General features: G+C 42.0%; 18 protein-coding genes. 12 read left to right on the plus strand and 6 right to left on the minus strand.

The annotated features are described in order from the left end of the window. Positions 1–161: 161 nt before the first annotated feature. Positions 162–1,532, minus strand: coding sequence for a YjiH family protein (locus SNR28_RS04425; protein ID WP_375749814.1), 1,371 nt, complete (start codon positions 1,530–1,532; stop codon positions 162–164). A gap of 228 nt (positions 1,533–1,760) precedes the next feature. Continuing rightward, positions 1,761–2,159 (minus strand): GFA family protein, encoded by a 399-nt coding sequence (locus tag SNR28_RS04430; RefSeq protein WP_375749815.1) that lies wholly within the window; start codon positions 2,157–2,159, stop codon positions 1,761–1,763. Between the two features lie 276 nt (positions 2,160–2,435). On the opposite strand from SNR28_RS04430, the gene SNR28_RS04435 reads away from it, so the two are divergent. The 7 genes from SNR28_RS04435 to SNR28_RS04465 all read left to right on the plus strand — a co-directional run bounded on the left by SNR28_RS04435 (position 2,436) and on the right by SNR28_RS04465 (position 10,532). Further along, positions 2,436–4,469, plus strand: coding sequence for a methyl-accepting chemotaxis protein (locus SNR28_RS04435; RefSeq protein WP_375749816.1), 2,034 nt, complete (start codon positions 2,436–2,438; stop codon positions 4,467–4,469). 216 nt (positions 4,470–4,685) lie between these two features. Continuing rightward, positions 4,686–5,981, plus strand: coding sequence for a peptidoglycan DD-metalloendopeptidase family protein (locus SNR28_RS04440; RefSeq protein WP_375749817.1), 1,296 nt, complete (start codon positions 4,686–4,688; stop codon positions 5,979–5,981). Positions 5,982–6,006: 25 nt separating this feature from the next. Further along, positions 6,007–6,357: a hypothetical protein gene (locus SNR28_RS04445; RefSeq protein WP_375749818.1), complete on the plus strand. Its 351-nt coding sequence runs from the start codon at positions 6,007–6,009 to the stop codon at positions 6,355–6,357. A gap of 118 nt (positions 6,358–6,475) precedes the next feature. Next, positions 6,476–7,144 (plus strand): SH3 domain-containing protein, encoded by a 669-nt coding sequence (locus SNR28_RS04450; RefSeq protein ID WP_375749819.1) that lies wholly within the window; start codon positions 6,476–6,478, stop codon positions 7,142–7,144. Between the two features lie 193 nt (positions 7,145–7,337). Beyond that, entirely contained in the window at positions 7,338–8,327 is a 990-nt protein-coding gene (locus SNR28_RS04455) for a LacI family DNA-binding transcriptional regulator (RefSeq protein ID WP_375749820.1), read from the plus strand. Positions 8,328–8,437: 110 nt separating this feature from the next. Further along, positions 8,438–10,039, plus strand: coding sequence for a glycoside hydrolase family 32 protein (locus SNR28_RS04460; protein ID WP_375749821.1), 1,602 nt, complete (start codon positions 8,438–8,440; stop codon positions 10,037–10,039). Positions 10,040–10,139: 100 nt separating this feature from the next. After that, complete coding sequence (locus SNR28_RS04465) at positions 10,140–10,532, plus strand: nitrous oxide-stimulated promoter family protein (RefSeq protein WP_375749822.1); 393 nt, start codon at positions 10,140–10,142, stop codon at positions 10,530–10,532. 24 nt (positions 10,533–10,556) lie between these two features. Here the strand turns inward: SNR28_RS04465 and SNR28_RS04470 are convergent, their stop codons facing one another. After that, on the minus strand, positions 10,557–11,927 hold the full coding sequence (locus SNR28_RS04470) for an MATE family efflux transporter (protein ID WP_375749823.1): 1,371 nt from the start codon (positions 11,925–11,927) through the stop codon (positions 10,557–10,559). A gap of 52 nt (positions 11,928–11,979) precedes the next feature. On the opposite strand from SNR28_RS04470, the gene SNR28_RS04475 reads away from it, so the two are divergent. Together SNR28_RS04475 and SNR28_RS04480 are read left to right on the plus strand one after the other, a co-directional pair. Next, positions 11,980–12,879, plus strand: coding sequence for a helix-turn-helix domain-containing protein (locus tag SNR28_RS04475; protein ID WP_375749824.1), 900 nt, complete (start codon positions 11,980–11,982; stop codon positions 12,877–12,879). Between the two features lie 2 nt (positions 12,880–12,881). Further along, positions 12,882–13,361 carry an NYN domain-containing protein gene (locus SNR28_RS04480; RefSeq protein ID WP_375749825.1) on the plus strand — a complete coding sequence of 160 codons (480 nt, stop codon included), beginning with the start codon at positions 12,882–12,884 and terminating at the stop codon, positions 13,359–13,361. 10 nt (positions 13,362–13,371) lie between these two features. Here the strand turns inward: SNR28_RS04480 and SNR28_RS04485 are convergent, their stop codons facing one another. Further along, a complete protein-coding gene (locus SNR28_RS04485; RefSeq protein WP_375749826.1) occupies positions 13,372–14,010 on the minus strand; it encodes a hypothetical protein in 639 nt (212 codons plus the stop codon). Positions 14,011–14,125: 115 nt separating this feature from the next. Here SNR28_RS04485 and SNR28_RS04490 point away from each other — a divergent pair, with 115 nt between their 5' ends. Further along, positions 14,126–14,374 carry a DUF2164 domain-containing protein gene (locus SNR28_RS04490; protein WP_375749827.1) on the plus strand — a complete coding sequence of 83 codons (249 nt, stop codon included), beginning with the start codon at positions 14,126–14,128 and terminating at the stop codon, positions 14,372–14,374. Positions 14,375–14,433: 59 nt separating this feature from the next. Here SNR28_RS04490 and focA read toward each other — a convergent pair whose 3' ends face one another. Further along, positions 14,434–15,891, minus strand: coding sequence for a formate transporter FocA (gene focA / locus SNR28_RS04495; protein ID WP_375749899.1), 1,458 nt, complete (start codon positions 15,889–15,891; stop codon positions 14,434–14,436). 211 nt (positions 15,892–16,102) lie between these two features. Here focA and SNR28_RS04500 point away from each other — a divergent pair, with 211 nt between their 5' ends. Then, positions 16,103–17,008, plus strand: coding sequence for a LysR substrate-binding domain-containing protein (locus tag SNR28_RS04500; protein WP_375749828.1), 906 nt, complete (start codon positions 16,103–16,105; stop codon positions 17,006–17,008). Between the two features lie 183 nt (positions 17,009–17,191). Continuing rightward, a complete protein-coding gene (locus tag SNR28_RS04505; protein WP_375749829.1) occupies positions 17,192–17,683 on the plus strand; it encodes a DUF1097 domain-containing protein in 492 nt (163 codons plus the stop codon). A 64-nt stretch (positions 17,684–17,747) separates the two neighbouring features. Here the strand turns inward: SNR28_RS04505 and SNR28_RS04510 are convergent, their stop codons facing one another. Then, on the minus strand, positions 17,748–19,385 hold the full coding sequence (locus tag SNR28_RS04510) for a DUF2813 domain-containing protein (RefSeq protein ID WP_375749830.1): 1,638 nt from the start codon (positions 19,383–19,385) through the stop codon (positions 17,748–17,750). Between the last annotated feature and the right edge of the window lie 139 nt (positions 19,386–19,524).

Below are 19,524 nucleotides of genomic sequence, written 5' to 3' on the forward strand. Positions count from 1 at the left end.
GAAGGTGCGTAGGGTAACGGCATTCAATGTTAGAAGTGAATCTAAACGCAATTTTATTCACTTTAATGCATTGGAAAAGGATAGATATTACAAAGTGTTTTATTAAGACAACAAAGCCCCGAACGATCAGGGCTTTTGAGTTAAAACTGATAGGGCTCCATTTAGAAGATCAGATGAGCGACACCAGCAATGACAGGAAGCGTGATTAAGGTACGCAGTATAAAGATAACAAACAGCTCACCAATGTTTACTGGTATCTTACTGCCCAGAAGTAACGCACCAACTTCAGACATATAAATTAGCTGAGTGACTGACATTGCAGCAATGACAAAACGAGTCGGCTCACTATCTATTGAAGAAGCAATAATAGCTGGAATAAACATATCCGCGAATCCAACAACAATCGTCTCCGAAGCAGCAGCTGCTTCAGGAATGGCTAATAGTTCCAGGAATGGGATAAATGGCTGGCCTAATATAGCGAACACTGATGTGTACTCTGCGATGATTAATGCAATGGTACCAAGACCCATAACGACAGGCAGTACACCAAATACCATGTCTACTGCATTCTCAATGCCTTCACCAAAGACTTTTTTCGCACTTTTAATGTTTGAAGCTTTCTCAAGCGCAAGTTTCATGCCCCAGCTTACCGTTGAATGTCCTTCGGGAATCAGGTTTTGGTCACTATCAGGTGTTGAACCATCAATAAACTGGTCTTTCTTTCTGCTTAAAGGGGGTAGGCGAGGGATCACGACTGCTGCAACAAAGCCAGCGAGACAGATAGCACCATAAAAAGCTAAGAAGTATTGCTCCAGATTCACCTGAGCCAGTACGACAAGGCTAAATGTAATGGATACAGCGGAAAAAGTAGTACCCACAACAGCAGCTTCTCGTTGAGTATAGAACTTGTTTTCATACTGCTTTGAAGTAAGAAGGATGCCGACACTACCATCACCTAACCACGACGCAATGCAGTCGATGGCTGAGCGCCCAGGGAGATTAAAAATTGGACGCATTATCTTACTTAGCAAGGTGCCAAAGAACTCTAAAAGGCCAAAGTTAAGCAGTAAAGGGAGTAAAAGGCCTGCAAAAATAAACACAGAAAATAGAGTAGGGAGCAATCCCTCAAGCACTAATCCACCTGTATTTTCTTCCCAGATAGCTTTTGGACCAAATTGGAAGTAGGTCATAACAACCGCGATACCGCCAATGACGCGAACAGCCAACCACATAGGGGTCGGGCTTAATAGACCGTTTACGAAGCGATTATTAGCAATAAAGTTCGGCTTAATGAATCTGTATACAACAGAAGCTACTGCGGTCAGGGCAATCACTAGTGTGACGAGAGGAACAATAGCATCACCAATAACAGATAGTAGAGTTTTTGCCAAAACCGCTACGGGTATCGTTAGGTCACCTTCATAATTAATAGGTGCCATAAAGAGGAAAAGACCGATCAAAGAAGGGATAAGAAATATCCAGAAAGCATTGCCCTTCTTTGGTGTTTCAAGTGATTGGGTATTATTTTGCATTAATATTCTCAAGTATTCTGTTATCACACCTTCCTTGGATAACCATTCACTAAAAAGTCCGTTTTAGTCAATGTGCGTGATGATAACAGAAAATAACACCCTTGCAATAGTATTCACTATTTTGCGTGAAATATGCAGTCACTTGATCTGAATAATCGAATGTTAATAGATTTTGTTAATTGAGAGTTTACCCAGTGTTAATATCAATAAATATGACTAATTAGAGCATCAGTCATACTGCTCTATCTCACTATCAAAAGTGACCCAACCATGCTTCCTAGATTCATAGACTGAAAACGCTGGCGTAGGAAAGTCCTGTTCTCTGAATATGCCCAAAGGCACGACTGAGTGACCTGGTGCTGAGCTTAACTTTAGTAACATTGTTGTACCGCAGCATGGACAAAAGTTGTATGAGACTTCATTCCCGGAGTCTGCAAGCCTTGTATAAGAAGAGACTTCACCGTCGATCGTTACTTGCTCAGAGTAAAATCGGGCTTGTACTCCAAACACGCTCCCCGTTCTCTTTTGACATTCAAAACAGTGACATGCTGCAGTCCTTAATGGCTCGCCTCTGCAAGTGATGGTGACCAGTTCACAACTGCATGTTGCTATTCTTATTTTTGTCATGATTTACCTCTAGCGAACTTTGTTACGTTTAAACCGTAGAATTTTATAAGTATAACTCAAAGTCGATATGCAACACGGTTACATTTTTACTTGCTCATAACGATACCAAAAGCACACCGTCGAGTTCACGTCGTTGTAATTTGGCTCATTTCGTATTAACAATTATATCTGTAAAATTATTCTTTTGATAATTGACAACAATGTAATTAATATCTCCCATGAATATTTTCAGACAGGAAAAATTAATGTTAATTAACCGTGAGGGACAACCAACCGATGTTAAATTATAAAAATAAAACAGTTGGTTTTCAGTTAAGACTTATCTTATCTATTTGCTTGCTGGTTGCTTTTACTAGCATTGGTTTCATGGCATATAAAAATGCTTCCGATACCTTGCTGCAAAAAACAATGCGGGAACATCAACTTCGTGTTGAATCACTGGCTAACGTGTTACAAGGGGAATTCAAAACACTGTTAGAAAGTGCCCGTAAATTAGAATCGGCTTTTCGTAATGGCTATATTGCTGGCATACAAACCGAAGAAAGAACCGTTGAGTTTGAAGGTCACAATGTCAACGTAATATCTCAGTACGGTGAGTCTCTAATTGGTGATACTAAGCTAGTTGATGCATTCAGTCGCGATACAGGCGCGGTAGCTACATTATTTGCATCCTCAGGCGATGACTTCCTTCGCGTGTCAACTTCTCTAAAAAACGCATCCGGCAAACGAGCTGTAGGTACACTTTTGGGTAAAAACCACCCTGGTTACCAACTATTACGCAGTGGCCAGCCTTATTACGCACAAGTTGAACTGTTTGGAACCAGTTATCTAACCTATTACCAACCGATACTCGATTTCAATAAGAAAGTAACCGGTTTATCCTTTATTGGTTTACCTGTTGACACTGCGACACAAGAACTGTTTAGCACCCTAAGCGATATGGTTTGGGGTGATACAGGTTATACCATCATTGTAAGCGACAAAGATGCAGATCGCGGAAAGCATTTACTGCATCCAACCAGAGACAAAAACGACTCACCAATTCAAGATCTTGCCGACTACGATGGTAAATACGTTTATAAGTCCTTATTCGAGAACGAAAGTGGAATATTAAGATATAGACATGAATATCAGGGAACCATAGGTCAAAAATATATTGCGTTCGCTACCGTTCCAGGTTGGGAATGGAAAATTCTTGGTGGTACCTTCATCGATGAAGTCACCAAAGAGAGTAAGGATCTATTAAACATCATCGCAATTATTTCTTTAATCGTGGGTTTGCTCACTTTCTTAGTAATTACATTTATTATCAACCGAATAACCACTCCTTTAACTGCGCTATCCGGATATATGGACAGAGTGGGCAAAGGCGAAGTTAGCCTGGAAATTTCAAGAAACGATGAAAATACCCGAAATGAAATAGGTCGGTTGACGAACGGGCTCGATTCTATGGCGACTCAGCTTAACGGCTTAGTTACACAGATTCGTAAGACCAGTGATGATGTGTTTGATCAAGCAAACAGTGTCTCAAGGGATGCACATCAAAACTTAAGTCAATCAGAAGAGCAGCAAGCACGCGTAGAGCATGTTGTTACAGCAATAGAAGAGATGGCCACCTCCGCTCAGGATGTTGCCTCTCAGGTTGAAAATATTGCCGCGAATGTTCAAGAGGCAAACTCAAATAGCCAAGAAGGTCTTGATCGAGTTGAACAGGTAAGCATCGATATCGCCGAGCTTAACGATCTGCTTGACCAATCTGCTGACGCTATCGAAGAAGTCGCTAAAGAGAGTGATAGTATTCAACAAGTCACCAAAATGATCGACGAAATCGCAGAGCAAACAAACCTGCTTGCTTTAAACGCAGCAATTGAAGCTGCCCGTGCAGGAGAGCAAGGCCGGGGATTTGCCGTTGTAGCAGATGAAGTAAGGACGTTGGCCCACCGTACTCAAACCTCTGTTCAGGAGGTGGTTTCTATCATTAGTAACCTAAGAGAAGCAACGAGTGGTGCGGTGAGTCTGATGAAGACAAGCCAGGAAAACGCAAACGAGGTCCTTGAACAGGCTTCGCAAGCAGGTATGTCTCTGGAATCCATTGCTACTCAGATAGACTCAATATCCGATCAGGCAAGAACCATTGCGACAACTTCTGAACAACAAGCACAGGTATCACGTGAAGTTGCTGAAAGCGTGAGTGATATTAGTAAACTCAATTCAGAAACTAAAGAAGTGACCGCGCAAACAGCGAAAAGCGCGGATAGTTTGCAATCTCAGTCGACAGAACTTAAGCAACAAGTTGAGTTCTTTCACTAATTCATTGTGAACTAATCACTTAAAACCCTGTCAAAAAAAGCCAACGTGTTTCGTTGGCTTTTTTGTAAATTTACTTGTTCATGAAATAACGCATGTTATAAAGTAACAAAAGTTTTCTAGTGACCTTGAACTATATGGCTTAGCTGATAGGTTTGTTATAATCCACTAGATATTTTCAATATAAAAAAGCTACCGACTCTCAACCGAAGCACGGTAATGCTAGATTCGTTTTATAGTTTGGATACTTTTGTGTTTAAAAAGTCTTATTTTTATCTACTCCCTATTATCGGAGTAGTTGCTGCATTCAATACTTCTGCCTCATCTGTAGAGAGAAAAGAAGTTCCTTTAACTTTCCATGAGTTGCCTTCATATTTAGCTTCTGTTAACAGTGATTCCGAACTGTTATTCGACACTCCTCCTGAATACGCCTACGAGATTCAAAAAGGTGACAACCTGAGTTCACTTTTCAGTAAACTTGGCTTTCCCTATAGTGACCTTATGAAGGTTATGGATGTCGACCAAAACTATCTTATGCTCGATACCTTAAGACCAGGGAACAAACTTCTTTTCTGGCGAACCAAGGAAGGAAGCAACCTCGAAAAAATGGTGCTGGAGTTTAACGCGGCAGATAGAGTCTCTTATGATCGCTTAGATGATGGTGAATACGCCTATAAAGATATCTCCGTTCCTGGAGACTGGAAGTTGACCCCGTTTGTCGGTGAAGTTCATGGCAACTTTTCTGTTTCTGCGAATAAAGTGGGCCTTGGTAATTTTCAAATTGATCAAATCAACAACTTGTTAAAAAACAAACTTAACTTTTCTCGGGATCTAAGAGCAGGGGACAAGTTCGAGGTAATTCAGCGCGAGCAGTACGTTGATTCAGAGCCTACTGGTAAAATAGAGTTACAAGCGATCAGGATTCACAACCGTGGTCGCGTAGTTAATGCTTATCTTCATTCCGATGGTCAATTCTACGATAGCAATGGAGAAAGCTTACAACGCGCATTCCAGAGGTACCCTACAAACAAACGTTACCGCATCTCTTCAAGCTTTAACCCAAAAAGAAAGCACCCGGTAACAGGAAGAACATCTCCTCATAACGGAACAGATTTTGCCACCCCGACCTGCACACCAGTTTACTCAACCGGAGATGGAAGAGTCGAATTAACCAGAAATCATCCATATGCTGGTAAGTATGTTGTGATCAATCACGGTGGCACTTACAAAACCCGATATCTACACCTGAGCAGAATTTTAGTCAAAAAGGGCCAGAAAATTTCACGCGGACAAAAAATCGCTCTTTCCGGAAACACCGGACGTTCTACTGGCCCTCACCTTCATTACGAGTTTATAATCCGTGGCCGACCAGTTAATGCCATGACGGCCAAAATTCCAATGGCTAGCTCAGTGCCGAAGAAAGAATTGAGTCAGTTTAAAGCAAAAATTGCACAGTACGATGCGCTATTTGTCGACTCGTACAAAGATCAGTTGTTAGCAAAAGCTGGTGAATAGTCACCTTACATACCTAGGTTTGAACATGTTACAGAATGATTTTGAAGCTCTAGTAAAAGAGCTTTGTAAGAAAGAAAACTTACCCGAAGCACTTCAATTGCTTAAGGCCTGTGCTGATTCAGAAGTTTCTGAAGTCGCAGAGTCGCTTACTGGTCAGTTCGCTTTAGCCGAAGTTGAAGGCGAAAAGCGAATCTATCACGTGACTCTTCAGGAAAATGACTCCGGTGAAGAGGAGGAGTTTGTAGAACATATTATGAATGAAGGCGAAGATGTGATTTATTTCGTTGCCTGGTTCTTCTCGACGATGTTCGACATGAAGCAAAAAGATGTTTACCAGATAGCCGGAAAAACATTTAAACAGCGTAAAAAGAGTTAAGTAAAAAGGAAGCGTCAAGCTTCCTTTTTTATTAAAGAATTTAGATTATTAGCCGAAAACATACCTATAGGTCTATGCTAAATGAGTCTGATTTAATAAGAAAGGTTAGGGCAACCACATGAAAAAGCTTGTCATCATTATTGTTGTTCTACTTATTCTGGCTGGTGGAGGTGGTGGCGCTTATTACTACTTTTTCATGATGAATGAAGAAGAAGCCATGGTCGAGAGTACAGAAGAAGTTTCCCCTGAGCCTATGGCAGAGGAAACACCTGAACCTGTAACCCAAACCAGTATTGAACAAAACCGTGACTATTACGTCATTAGTGAGCGTCTGAACGTTCGCTCCTATCCTGACAAATCCTCATTAATCCGCTCAGTCTTGAGAAAAGGAGACAAGGTTCACTCACTAGAAGTAAAAGGCGAGTGGATCCGAATTTCAGACTTTATGGTTCACGACAGCGGTAATGATGTTGCCGACTGGATTAATCTAGAGTTTCTATCCGAAACGCCTCCGGTCATCACAGCGGCTGATAAACGCAAAACAATGGTAAAGCTGATAAAAAAATCAGATGACTTTGTCGTCCATGAAGACCAATTTGTCATTGCCACACAAAACCTGATCAATGATGGCCGATGTACTTTTGAAGATTTCGAAGTGCTTGGAGGTTGGTTAATTTCAGTTGCATACAAGCCTGACCCTGTCTATTTCGTTTACTGTGGTGGTATAGAGCGCCAGGACAAGGTTTATCTGAATGTGGAAACAGGTGAAATTTTTTACCCAAGATAAATACTTAAATAGAAAACGTTCCCATATCAATAATCATAATAAACTTTAAAAATAATAGTAGCCTTGCTCTTTTGTGAGGCTTATCACGTCGGAATTTCAAATTCCCTTACATATGCCTGAAACAGCTCTTTATTTCTCTTTTACGAACCGTCAGAATTGGGAATTCCCAAAAATAACAAGTTGATTCCCTAATATGGCTAGCTTACATGATGTCGCCCGTTTAGCCGGCGTTTCCAAATCTACGGTGTCCCGCGTAGTAAACGACGAATATGGTGTTAAAAATGCCACTAAAGAAAAAGTTCAAAAAGCGATAAAAGAGTGTGGGTATGTGGTTAATCAGGTCGCTAAAGATCTTAAATCGCAGAAGACCAACTTGATGGGAGTTATCGTTCCTACAATGTCCTCAAACGCTACATCTCTGGGTGTTGATGGTCTGACAAAAATATTTGAGGAAGCAGGTAAACATGTGCTTCTGGCGAACAGTCAACACCGATACGAGAAAGAACTTGAGTACATTCAGCTATTTAACCAAAAGCGTGTAGAAGGCATTATTCTGTACGCAACACATCTGGATAAAGCATTAACGGATGCAATAGCAAAGTCCGCAGCTCCAGTAGTACTGGTCGGGCAGGATGGTTCGTTTTTTAACATCCCAAGCGTAGTCCATGATGACCAGCGGGTAGGCTTTGTCGCGGGTAGTAACCTCATCGAAAGCGGAGCGAGCAATATTGGATTCATTGGTGTATCCAGCAAAGATATCGCGGTCGATGCCATGCGATTTACAGGTCTGGAACAAGCTTTGTCTCATAGCGGTCTCAAAGCTCCTCTTTTTCACAGTAGGGGCGACTTCAGTATTGAATCCGGTTACGACCAAACTCAACGGCTGTTAACCGAATACCCTGAATTAGACGGGCTGTTCTGCGCTACGGATAAAATCGCTATTGGTGCAATTAAAGCAATACTTGAATCGGATAAATCAGTAGGCGAGGAGATAAAAGTCATTGGTGTTGGCAATGACGAACTTGGCCTAGTGGTTACACCGTCACTCACCACATTTTCCTATGCCTTTGAAACAGCAGGAGAAACAGCTGCAAATCTTATCCTGAGTATTGCGCAAAAGCAGAACCTGACATCCGAAAAAATTATATTAGGTTTTGAATCGATTACTCGGGAAACTTGTTGAACTCCCATAAGTGATAGTTTTAGCAAATAGGTAAACGCTCAATTAACGCTTGCGTTTACCTTAAATTTGCCATAAATTGCAAACGTTCCCAACTTTATCAGAGAATGATTATGGTGTTACATCAGTATGTTCAAAAATGTGGTGGTCTTAAGAATGTTAAGCGACTTTTAGCGACGAAAGACACACTTTATTTCGAAGTGTTTTCTTCAGATTTGGTTAGTCTGGATAAAGCCGACACTCCGTTTGATACCCACCTTAATCAAGCCATCTTCGCGAGAGAAACTGCTCATACAGATGAAATACTCGATGATGTTTGTGAGCAGATAGATAGGGTACAAAAGTCAAAGGTACTTAGTTACTCTAATCACGTCGAATGCGAGTTCAGACCAGGTTGGCATATATCACCTCCAGTTGGACTGTTAAACGACCCAAATGGTTTTATCTATCACAATGGTGAGTACCACCTGTTCTACCAATGGTATCCATACGGGTGTGAACACAAAGATAAGCACTGGGCGCATCTTACAAGTACCGACCTGATCAGTTGGGAAACCAAACCTCTCGCGCTGTCACCTTCTAACTGGTATGACAGTCATGGTGTGTTTTCTGGTCATGCGGTAAGTCTGAATAACACGCTATTCCTTTTTTATACCGGGAATGTACGGATAGGAGAGCAACGTGACCGTCTTACCACTCAGTGTCTGGCTACCAGTGTAGATGGCATCAACTTTGAGAAACATGGTCCCGTTGTCGGTTCGCTTCCTCCGGGAGTGACACCTCATTGCCGCGACCCTAAAGTATTCAAACATCATGACACGTGGGTCATGTTACTTGGTGTACAGACAGAGGATCTCAAAGGGCGAATTGCCATCTATAAATCTGCAGACCTTTATAACTGGAAATTCTTTAAGCTCGTTGGTGACGAATATGGCGACTTTGGCTATATGTGGGAATGCCCGGACTTCTTCCAGATCGAAGAGCAGAGCTTTACTGTTATTGGCCCTCAGGGCATCGATGCCTTGGGTGAACATCATACGATTCCACACCACAACGGCATCTCTAAAGTTGATATTCGAGATGATGCCACGATCGTGTTTGGAGAGTTCCAACACCTCGATTACGGATTTGATTTTTATGCTCCACAAACCACGCTCTCACCCGATGGTCGAAGGTTAATGATTGGGTGGATGGGACTACCTGACGAAGTGAATCACCCAAGTTCTGACAATGGCTGGGTTCACCAACTGACTTGTATCCGCGAACTATCTAATAAAGATGGACATCTGCTGCAACAACCTGCCAAAGAGTATTTTGACCAGGCGGGGCCTGTGAAAAATATCATTCTGGAAAACTCTGAGTTTGATCCTGGCAATAACCAGTACATCCTCAACACTATATTGTCCTTGGGTGATGAGTTGCAGCTGTTTAAAGGTAGTCGACATCAACTGAAAATCACACTGGATAGTGCATCTAACACGTTAACCTTGGATCGTAGCGATTCTTTGATTAGAGAAGGGGACACTATCAGAACAGTGAAACTAACAGGTAGTAAAGTACAGCTCCAAATACTAGCGGATACATCATCGGTAGAAGTATTTATAAACAATGGAGAAAGTGTACTTAGTGGAAGAGTTTTCGTTGATCACGATGCCCATAAAATTGCTCTTCACGGTAAAGCCCAAATGGAGTTTCGAGCACTAAACTTGATCTAGGCTAAGTTAGGGTGTGTATATACCTCTAACTAGTTAATTAATCGTTTTTGCAAATGTAGTATCCTTTGGAAATAACTTAATAATCAGTCTGGCCCAAAAGATGAGAAAAATTAAAACCGTTCTGGAAGGCGAGCTAGAAACCGAATTTAGAACGGTTACGGCTATGATGGAGATTTACTGTAAAAAACACCATCAAAGTAACAAACTGTGTAATGAGTGTCAGGAACTTCTAACTTATGCCGAAACTAAGTTGGATAGGTGTCCTTATGGTGAAGATAAACCTACCTGCAACAAATGCCCGATCCATTGTTATAAGCCAGAGCCGAAAGCGCAGATGAAAGAGGTGATGATTTATTCGGGGCCAAGAATGCTGTTTTCTCATCCGATTCTTGCTATCAGGCATCTTCGACATGAAAAAAGGCCCGTTCCAGAGCAGCCACCAGTTAACATGTCTAATCGCTATATAAGATTAAACAGAAACAAAATAAGCTAGGACATGAGTTCCTAGCTTATTTCTTTATGTATGCGCTAACGTTAAGTTGTTCACCCATTTCAGTTTTAAGTAACGGCTGAAGCAAAGCGCAAACTTTACAATCTCTTCGGCGATCATTAACAGGTAGACAATGGTAAAGCTCCAGTCTGCAATAAATGCGGCAAAAAAGGTCAGTGGAATACCTACCATCCACATCGCGATGAAGTCCATACGCAGACAAAACGCAGTTTCACCTCCTGCTCGCAAAATGCCATTGATGATAATGAGGTTTAGCATTCTCAACCATATCCCGGCACACAAAATTGATATAGCAGGTAGCGCTAATGGATAGAACTCCTGATTTGAAAGGTTCAGCCACTCAAGCAATAACTCTCTTTGCAACAGCAACAATGCTCCCAGAACAATTCCAACACCAAAAACCAAACGGATAAACACTTTGGACATGCTGATTGCTTGTTCAAATCTTTCCTGTCCAAGGTTTTGGCCAGTAATCACAGAACACGCAACAGACACACCAAAAAAGACCGAGTAACAAAGCCCCTCAAACGGACCTAGCATGCTAAACACTGCTAGCTCTGTTGTACCCATGTGACCAAAAATCATTTGATAAGTGAGTGTTCCCAATGCCCAGAGCAAAGAGTTACATGCATTAGGGATCGCCAGTTTTTTAAATGATATAACCAAACGTTCTTTGTTGCTGATTACTTTTGCTTTTACCAACCAATGTTTCTTTATTCTTAAACACAGAATCATCAGTACTATTTGAATAAATCGAGCTATAGTGGTTGCTAATGCAGCGCCTGCCACGCCCATAGGCTCGACTCCAAACCCACCTTTGATTAACCAGAAATTGAGTCCAATGTTTAGTGCGATGGTAACAGCGCCAAGGTAAAGCGGCGTCATTGCATCGTTACTAGAGCGCATACTTGATTCGAGCACGATAATGATATGAGTCATTATCAGCACAGGAAAGCTATACCACAGATACTGAGAGCCGAACTGAATTACGGCCTGATCACTGGTTTGCAACTGCATAATCCATGGCGAGAGAAACGTAATCAGCACCGTCACAGGAATCATGATCTTAATGCCCAGCATCACCGCTTGAGCAGTCACTGTCTTAGCTGAAGCAGCGTCGCTAATCCCCCAGTATTGAGCAACCAATATACCGTTAGCAGTACCAAGGCCTGCCATTATCATGATTGCCACAAAATGCCATTTTGATGCAATTCCCACAGCGGCGGTTGCTTCCATACCAAAATTACTCACCATGAGAACGTCGGCAAGTGATAAAATGGCAACAAGGGCACTCTGTATCGCTACGGGTAAAGCAAGCTTAGCCACCCTCGAAATGATGCGGGGTGGAGTAGTTTTAAGTTGAGATTGAAAAGTCATAACTGCTCCTGTAATTTGGTGAGTAATATATTCCTGAGCGTAGGTTTGTGACATGTTCAAAAATAGCAAAAACCTGTTCGAATCCGTCATTAGTGATTTTAAACCTCCTGAGGTATGGCGCGACCACACTTATCTCGCTCCTGCTTGCAAAGAACGTTTTTTAACCTTATCTGAGATACCGGAACTAGAATCAGAAGGTTTTTTCATGGCTGGTTTGTCAGAGTTAAAAGATGGTTATGAAGTAGAAAGAGTAGGAGCAAACGTACACACGTTGATTTTTACTTTAGACGGGGAGGGGCAGTTGACGACTTCAAACACCTGCATACCATTAAAACCAAATACTTTGGCCATCCTGCCAGCATGTATTCCCTTTAGATTTGAACTCCCAAAAGAGCAAACCAAATGGAAAATGGTGTGGATTCTGCTCCCTGACACCAGTAAATGGAACTCAATGCCGAAGTTTGGACAAAGTGTTATTCCGTTTCAAGAGTGCGAACAGGTCTGGTCGTTACTTGTATTGCTGCACAGTGAAATCGGTTCAAGAAACAGTTATCGTAAGCTGCTCGTCAGTGAATTATCGCGACTATTGACAGGTGTAGAAGCAAAACCGATGACATCAGTAATGAGAGTACAGGCACTTTTCAATGAAGTTGAGTCACAGCTTCAGATGCCTTGGACAATAAAAGAGATGGCTGCCAGGTGCTACATAAGTGAAGAACAATTTAACCGGGTAACAAAATCTTTGTTTGATTGCTCACCGAGACGTAAACTCATCTCTTTAAGAATGGATAAAGCTGTCGACTTACTGCATCATCAGGACTGGACGGTAGGTATGATCGCTCAACGTCTGGGTTATAATGACCCTTACAATTTTACTCACCGATTTAAAGCTCATTTTGGATGCTCTCCACGAGAATATCGTAAACAACATATCAATGGTTCTCAGAAATAATTATGGCAAACGTAGCTATTTTCGTAGATGTTCAAAACGTCTACTACACAACAAGAGATGGATTTAACCGACGTTTTGACTACAACTCGTTTTGGCGGAAGATTTCATCTGCAAACAATATTGTTTCAGCGAGGGCATACGCTATCGCTAGCAACAACGAAAAACAGAGGCAGTTTCATCATATTCTTAGAGGAATTGGTTTTGACGTTAAGTTAAAACCCTTTATTCAGCGACTTGACGGCAGTGCAAAAGGGGATTGGGACGTTGGCATCACTTTGGATGTTATCGAATCAGCCAGTCTAAAAGAAATAGACGAGATCATTCTGCTATCGGGGGACGGTGATTTTGATATGCTTGCGGAAAGGGTTATCAATAAATACGGGAAGTTGTTCTCCGTCTATAGTGTTGAGTCTTTAACCGCACAGTCATTAATTAATCAGGCAAGCTACTACTATGCAGTTGAAGACGATCTTCTGCTTTAGCTAAAAAACGTTATGTTTGCCACTCAAGAATTGCGTATAGCTGCAAATATTTTCTTACCAATTGTTGATCGGTTGAGCGCACTAACGGATGCCCGAACCTCAGGTAACAAGGGCTAATCTGAAATCGACGGTCTAACTCATGAATCAAACGGGATTCGCTTTGATAAAGCGTGATCCCTTGTTCACTAAACTCATTGATATCATCAGGCAAATCTCCCATCCACCAGGACAGCAGCTCACGGCTTTGTTTGCTTCGGGAAATCCAGTGATCACTTAATAACACCAACATGTCATTCGGTTGAATTGCGAAACCATACTCAGCCTGCCATTCGCTGATATCCGCCAATAACTTTTCCCTGCAACTGGTACTTGCGCTCGCCATATGATGCGTAAGCACCCAAACCGTTCCGAGTTCTGATGCTATTTGATAATGGTGTGGATGATCGGTCGCTTTGACTGTTTCCATCGCTTCAAACTGGTTTGAATGGCCGAAATCGTCAAGAGTCGTACTTAGTCGACGGGCAAAAGCTCTACCCAGATGGTGCTCGCTCATGCCTCTGTTGTGCACCGTTGGATAGTGATTCTCGCAAAGTTTAAGGCAATCTTTTTGAAAATTCTGAATGCTTTTAATGACCAGATCCCTTAACAAGGCTCTTCTCCCAGAATGTACGTTGGATTATATTTTTGCCTACAATACAATGTTTTGTATTTAGTTGTGAAGTATTATCAAATAAACCATTGGATTCTATGACCCAGGAATGAAAATGAGCGACATTAAGTTAGACAGTAAACAAAAAGAAGCGATGATTTCACTACTTCAAGAGTATTTCGAACAAGAACTTGGTACCGATTTAGGACAGTTTGATGCAGATTTTCTTATTGATTTCATCAGTGACAAAATGGGTAGCATTTATTACAACCAGGGCGTCAAGGACGCACAATTGGTTATAGAAAGAAAGGTTATGGATATTTCGGATGAACTGTACGAGATAGAAAAAGAGACGCAGTTATAGAAAAGTACCCGACAGCTCGGGTACTTTTCGCTAGCTATTTCTTTAGCTTTTATATCCGATTAAGCCGTTTCAAGTGCCTCTGATTCTTCGATAAGGTTGAGCTTATCACCATAGATAGGTCTCAGTGCTACAGCAACCTCGCTTCGGGAGATAACTCCAATCAGTTGGCCATTGTCTAACACTGGTAAGGTATGAGGTTTGGTAATCTTCATGCTCTTTGCGCGCTCTTCCAATGAAAGAGAGTTCAGTCGAATAGCAATACCAGTATCAGAGACTGGGTAAAGCTGATCTTTGTCTATACAAAAGAACTCAGCTACATCCAATAAGGTGTCATTAGCGTTAACAGCCAAGACATCACGTGTCATAAGGTCAACCACTTTCTGACCTTTTTCAGGAATGTAGTCCTGGCACCATAACTCGACCATCACATCATGAAGGGATAGAAAACCAACAAGCTTGCCATTTACATCGGTGACAGGAGCGCCCTGAAACTGGCTTTTTAGTAGCGTGTCTAGCGCAATTTCTATTGGCATGTCAGCAACTAAGACTGGTGCATTAGGGTTAATAATATCTCTTACTAGAATGTTACTGTTCATAGCTATATCCTTGACGTTGTTAGTTTTAATAGTGTTAGTTACCGGGTAACTCTCGGCAGTTTTAAGTTCTGGCCTGCGAAAAACTGCCCAGTTGAACAACCCAACCAGTACCGAACCACCCAGAATGTTGCCGAGCGTTACAGGAATCAGATTCGCAGTAATAAAGTGTGAAAGGGTAAGGTCTGCGTATTGAGATGAATCAACACCCAGCTGCAGCCAGTAGGATTCCGGAGCCATTGCTTTGATCGTGACCCCTAGAGGAACCATAAACATGTTAGCCACGCAGTGTTCAAATCCGCTGCTCACAAACATGGCAACCGGAAGCATCACCATGAACGCTTTTGCCAGCGCATTTTGCGTGCTGAATGTCAGCCAAATCGCGAGGCATACAAGTAGATTACACAACACACCTAAAGAAAATGCTTCGAGTGCTGTGTGATGTAACTTGTGCTGTGCAATATTGAGTGCATTTAGCCCCCACATGCCATTATTCATCTGATACAGCCCAGCAGCAGTAACGAGAACTAAAAGCAGAGTGGCTCCTATAAAGTTACCTACGTAGACCTTTCCCCAGATAAAGACCATTCGGTTAAAACTTATTTGCTTGTTTGCCCACGCAATACTCGAAAGCACTGAGCTTGTGAAAAGCTCACCTCCACAAATAACGATGAGTATTAAGCCCATACTGAATGCTAAGCCACCCAAAAAGCGGCTAATTCCCCATCCTGCGTCTGGATTTCCGGTGGTAACCGTGATGTAAAACAAAAACGCGAGTCCTATAAACGCACCAGCCATAATGGCTAAGCTGATGGTCATACTTGTCGTTTTACTTGTTTTCCCTAACGCAAATTTCTCGGCTTCAGACATCATCTCCTTTGGTGAAAAGAATGGTCTTAAGTCCACCGCGTTTGTCGTCGACATGGCTACATATTCCTCCTGTTTAATTTGCATGGAGCAAAACTCCCTAAATCTTTGGCCCTTTTTCTTCGAGTCCTAAACACAATACGATGGAAAATCCGAACAGGTAAAATTGATATTAATTAGGATTGCTATCAAAAAAATTGATAAAGAATTCTGTGCTGTTAAAATGAACCAATAAGCATATAAATAACGATAAATCAGAGGCATAGAGATGCGTTACTCATTAAAACAGTTGGCTGTTTTTGACGCTGTTGCCGATACAGGTAGCGTTAGTCAGGCAGCAGATAATTTGGCTTTAACCCAGTCGGCAACAAGCATGTCGCTCTCCCAACTGGAAAAGGTTTTGGGGCGCCCTTTGTTCGAAAGACAGGGTAAAAGGATGGCGCTTACTCATTGGGGAATGTGGTTGCGTCCAAAAGCAAAACGTTTATTGCAAGACGCACAACAGATACAAACCGGGTTTTACGACCAACACTTGGTGAGCGGTGAGATTCGAATTGGTGCTAGTCAGACACCTGCAGAGCATCTGGTTCCAGAGCTTATCAGTATTATTGATACGGACTTCCCGGAAATCCGTATGAACCTCAATGTTAAGAGTACTCGCGGTGTCATCAACGGTGTCCTGAATTACCGCTATGACCTCGGTATTATTGAAGGTCGCTGCGATGATAGCCGTATTCATCAAGAAGTCTGGTGCCGTGATCACCTCATTGTTGTTGCCTCCGCTCATCATCCTTTTGCAAACCGAGAACGTGTCAGTCTTGCACAGTTGGAACAGGCGAAATGGGTGCTAAGGGAAATTGGTTCAGGTACCAGAAAAATTTTTGATAGCTCTATTCATAAATTAATCGCAGATTTGGACGTCTGGAGAGAATACGAACACGTACCGGTTCTTAGAGCTATGGTCGAAAATGGGCCGTATTTGTCCTGCCTTCCTTATCTCGATGTCGAAAACCACATAAAAAGCGGACAATTAGTGGCATTAAACGTCCCAGAACTGGATATGGAAAGAACCCTTTCTTTTATATGGCGCGCAGATATGTCTGAAAGTCCATTAGCCGACTGCATCATTCGGGAAGGGTTGAGGATGGCTCAGGGAAAACCCAGTGTTTTATAATTGATAGCACTCTTAAGTATTATTGATATTTTATCGGATTCTGTTGATTAATCGATTGCATCACAAATTACATGTAACACATTATTCCATACATGCTTTTATGTGACAGTCATCACTTATGGTATCTCTATTTCGCATTAGTATCGCTTTTTGAATCTGCAAATCTGAGGTTTCGGAGCGATCATGAGTGCACTGCTAGCAATATCAATAACAACTGGGATCCTGTCGGGTGTATGGGGATGGGTGTCTATCTCTATGGGTCTAATTACCTGGGCTGGCTTTTTGGGCTGCACTAGTTATTTTGCCTCCCCTACAGAAGGTCTGAAAGGACTTGGGTTTAGTCTTGCAGCAAATGTTTCCGGAGTGTTCTGGGCTATGGTTATGATTAAAGGTGGCAGCATTTTCCCACTAGAAATCATGGGTTTTGTCGTTACTGCACTCGTCTCTTTCATGATGTGTATTCAAGCTAAGAACACCGTTCTTGCCTATATTCCTGGCACATTCATCGGTTGTTGTGCGACTTTTGCGGCTAATGGTGACTGGGCGCTTGTTATTCCTTCGTTGGTGGTTGGTGGTATTTTCGGTTACCTGATGAAGTTCACCGGACTTGCACTAAAATCCTATATTGAAAACCGATCTGCTAATCGCAAAAACTCAGTACTACAAAGTAACTGATAGCTATCTTCAATAATCTAGTTACCTTAAATAAATATTGAACAAAAAGCGGGAACACATATATTTATGTGTTCCCGTTTGCCATTGTTATCACTCGTTTTAATGTTGTGCGAATCAACTTAGGCACGCAGTCCGGCCCGTACTCATCACAGTAGGAAACAATAGCCAACGCCAAATCAGGTTTCGCATACTTCTTCAACGCTCTGGTGATGACTTTCTTAGGCGGAATAGGGTGATCGTGAGGTATCTTAATCAGATCCTTAAAGAAGTATTCAAATCCGTTAATATATAGATAGTGTTCTATGTCTTTCTCTGGCAGTTCAGTCAATCGGTGTTGACGTAAGTCATTCCCTAATAAGTTAGTTACAGCTGTCGCGTATTTCTTACCTGCAGCATCACCATCGGTCACCACATGCCAATCAATCTCGAATGCCTTCGCTACTTTTAACAACGACTTTAATCCAGACTGAGCAAACTCAATAATATGAACGCCTTCTGCAGTTAAGTTATAGCCATAGAGTTTCGCTAACTCATTAAATAACCAAACTTCGGTTTCACCCTCAACCAGAAGCCAACAACGTGCGTAAAGAGCGCTCGAACGGTGAAAACGGATATGGAAACCCACACGTCTAAGTTCATCTCTGCTGAGTGCTTTATTTTGTAGTTGTTTCGCCTCTGTCCTGTCTGACTTTCTCACCAGTCTCCTTATCGAACTCAGAGGCACTGCACCCAGTAAATCGGCACTGTTCGTCGTCAGAATCTTCTGCATTGGGATCAGGTTGACCAGGTTCCATGCCCGCAAAAGGTGAGTAGGGTGCAAACGTCCTTCTGGATCTTCGATAATAAATATTGGTCGAGCACACTTACGTAAGTTATTCGGTCCTTTTGCCTGAAGGTAATTGTTAAGAAGGATCAATATCAGCAGTCTGGTCTGATTACTTTTGGTCTCTTCAATGGCTTGTAATAGGTTTTTAGAAGCAGCTCTTGAAGTGAACGAGAGGCTATCACGCGGTTTGTTAGGGTTAGATTTACGCCTCTGTTTGAACGAAAAATAGTGCTCAACTAAGTCGTGCATTGAGTTAAGGCTACTTTTAATCTCGCGTTTACTGACATGACCCGGCATATCCAGAAGCCTTCGGCACGTATTTTGAATTCTTCGCTCAACTCTGGAGTTCTCAACTTCAGTCTCTTTCCCATTGTTGGCTTCTCTCATTCTGCGAGAATCCCGAAGACGAATCACCGGATGAAGCGACATAAGTTCATAGGCTAACTTCTCCGGATGATGAAGGGACTTCACCGTACCGTCGTGGTTAAGAAAAGAGAACTTCTGGCTTATTTTATACAAGTCTCTATCTGAACTTACCCGATAAACAATTCTCTTGCTGCCTTGCTCGTCTTCAGTCCATACAGGGGCAATCTTTCGGTACCTTCCTGAACGCTCTTCACCATCAAAACTGGGTACAAAGGTCAGTATTATCTGTATGTGTTGGGTTTGTGGGTGTGCAATGGCGTAATCAACGTGGAAATCCTGCATTTCAAATTGATATGGGATACCATCTGCAGGCAAAGCAATAGAAAGCGCATCAAGTAATGACGATTTACCCCAGGTGTTTTCACCGATTAGCGTTGTTAGCTCATCGCAAGTTAGTGATAAACGTCTGATGCCCCGAAAGCCAGATATATCAATACGACTTAACTGCATAAATTCGCTCCTTACTTAAAGTAATGATAATTCATAAAATGTAAGTTCGCCTGATTATCTTCATACTTTGGTATTGATTTAAAAAGAAAAACTCATTCAAAACTCTATGGCTCATAATTGATATAAAAGTTTTCATGAC

This window comes from Vibrio iocasae, from assembly GCF_042245395.1.
Taxonomy (GTDB): Bacteria; Pseudomonadota; Gammaproteobacteria; order Enterobacterales; family Vibrionaceae; genus Vibrio; species Vibrio iocasae.

Bases quoted from the DNA above. Each gene is read 5' to 3' on its own strand.
- SNR28_RS04435 (WP_375749816.1), top strand. From the start codon at position 2,436: ATGTTAAATTATAAAAATAAAACAGTTGGTTTTCAGTTAAGACTTATC.
- focA (WP_375749899.1), bottom strand. From the start codon at position 15,891: ATGTCGACGACAAACGCGGTGGACTTAAGACCATTCTTTTCACCAAAG.
- SNR28_RS04450 (WP_375749819.1), top strand. From the start codon at position 6,476: ATGAAAAAGCTTGTCATCATTATTGTTGTTCTACTTATTCTGGCTGGT.
- SNR28_RS04500 (WP_375749828.1), top strand. From the start codon at position 16,103: ATGCGTTACTCATTAAAACAGTTGGCTGTTTTTGACGCTGTTGCCGAT.
- SNR28_RS04480 (WP_375749825.1), top strand. From the start codon at position 12,882: ATGGCAAACGTAGCTATTTTCGTAGATGTTCAAAACGTCTACTACACA.
- SNR28_RS04460 (WP_375749821.1), top strand. From the start codon at position 8,438: ATGGTGTTACATCAGTATGTTCAAAAATGTGGTGGTCTTAAGAATGTT.
- SNR28_RS04445 (WP_375749818.1), top strand. From the start codon at position 6,007: ATGTTACAGAATGATTTTGAAGCTCTAGTAAAAGAGCTTTGTAAGAAA.
- SNR28_RS04475 (WP_375749824.1), top strand. From the start codon at position 11,980: ATGTTCAAAAATAGCAAAAACCTGTTCGAATCCGTCATTAGTGATTTT.
- SNR28_RS04505 (WP_375749829.1), top strand. From the start codon at position 17,192: ATGAGTGCACTGCTAGCAATATCAATAACAACTGGGATCCTGTCGGGT.
- SNR28_RS04425 (WP_375749814.1), bottom strand. From the start codon at position 1,532: ATGCAAAATAATACCCAATCACTTGAAACACCAAAGAAGGGCAATGCT.
- SNR28_RS04465 (WP_375749822.1), top strand. From the start codon at position 10,140: ATGAGAAAAATTAAAACCGTTCTGGAAGGCGAGCTAGAAACCGAATTT.
- SNR28_RS04440 (WP_375749817.1), top strand. From the start codon at position 4,686: ATGCTAGATTCGTTTTATAGTTTGGATACTTTTGTGTTTAAAAAGTCT.
- SNR28_RS04510 (WP_375749830.1), bottom strand. From the start codon at position 19,385: ATGCAGTTAAGTCGTATTGATATATCTGGCTTTCGGGGCATCAGACGT.
- SNR28_RS04490 (WP_375749827.1), top strand. From the start codon at position 14,126: ATGAGCGACATTAAGTTAGACAGTAAACAAAAAGAAGCGATGATTTCA.
- SNR28_RS04430 (WP_375749815.1), bottom strand. From the start codon at position 2,159: ATGACAAAAATAAGAATAGCAACATGCAGTTGTGAACTGGTCACCATC.
- SNR28_RS04455 (WP_375749820.1), top strand. From the start codon at position 7,338: ATGGCTAGCTTACATGATGTCGCCCGTTTAGCCGGCGTTTCCAAATCT.
- SNR28_RS04470 (WP_375749823.1), bottom strand. From the start codon at position 11,927: ATGACTTTTCAATCTCAACTTAAAACTACTCCACCCCGCATCATTTCG.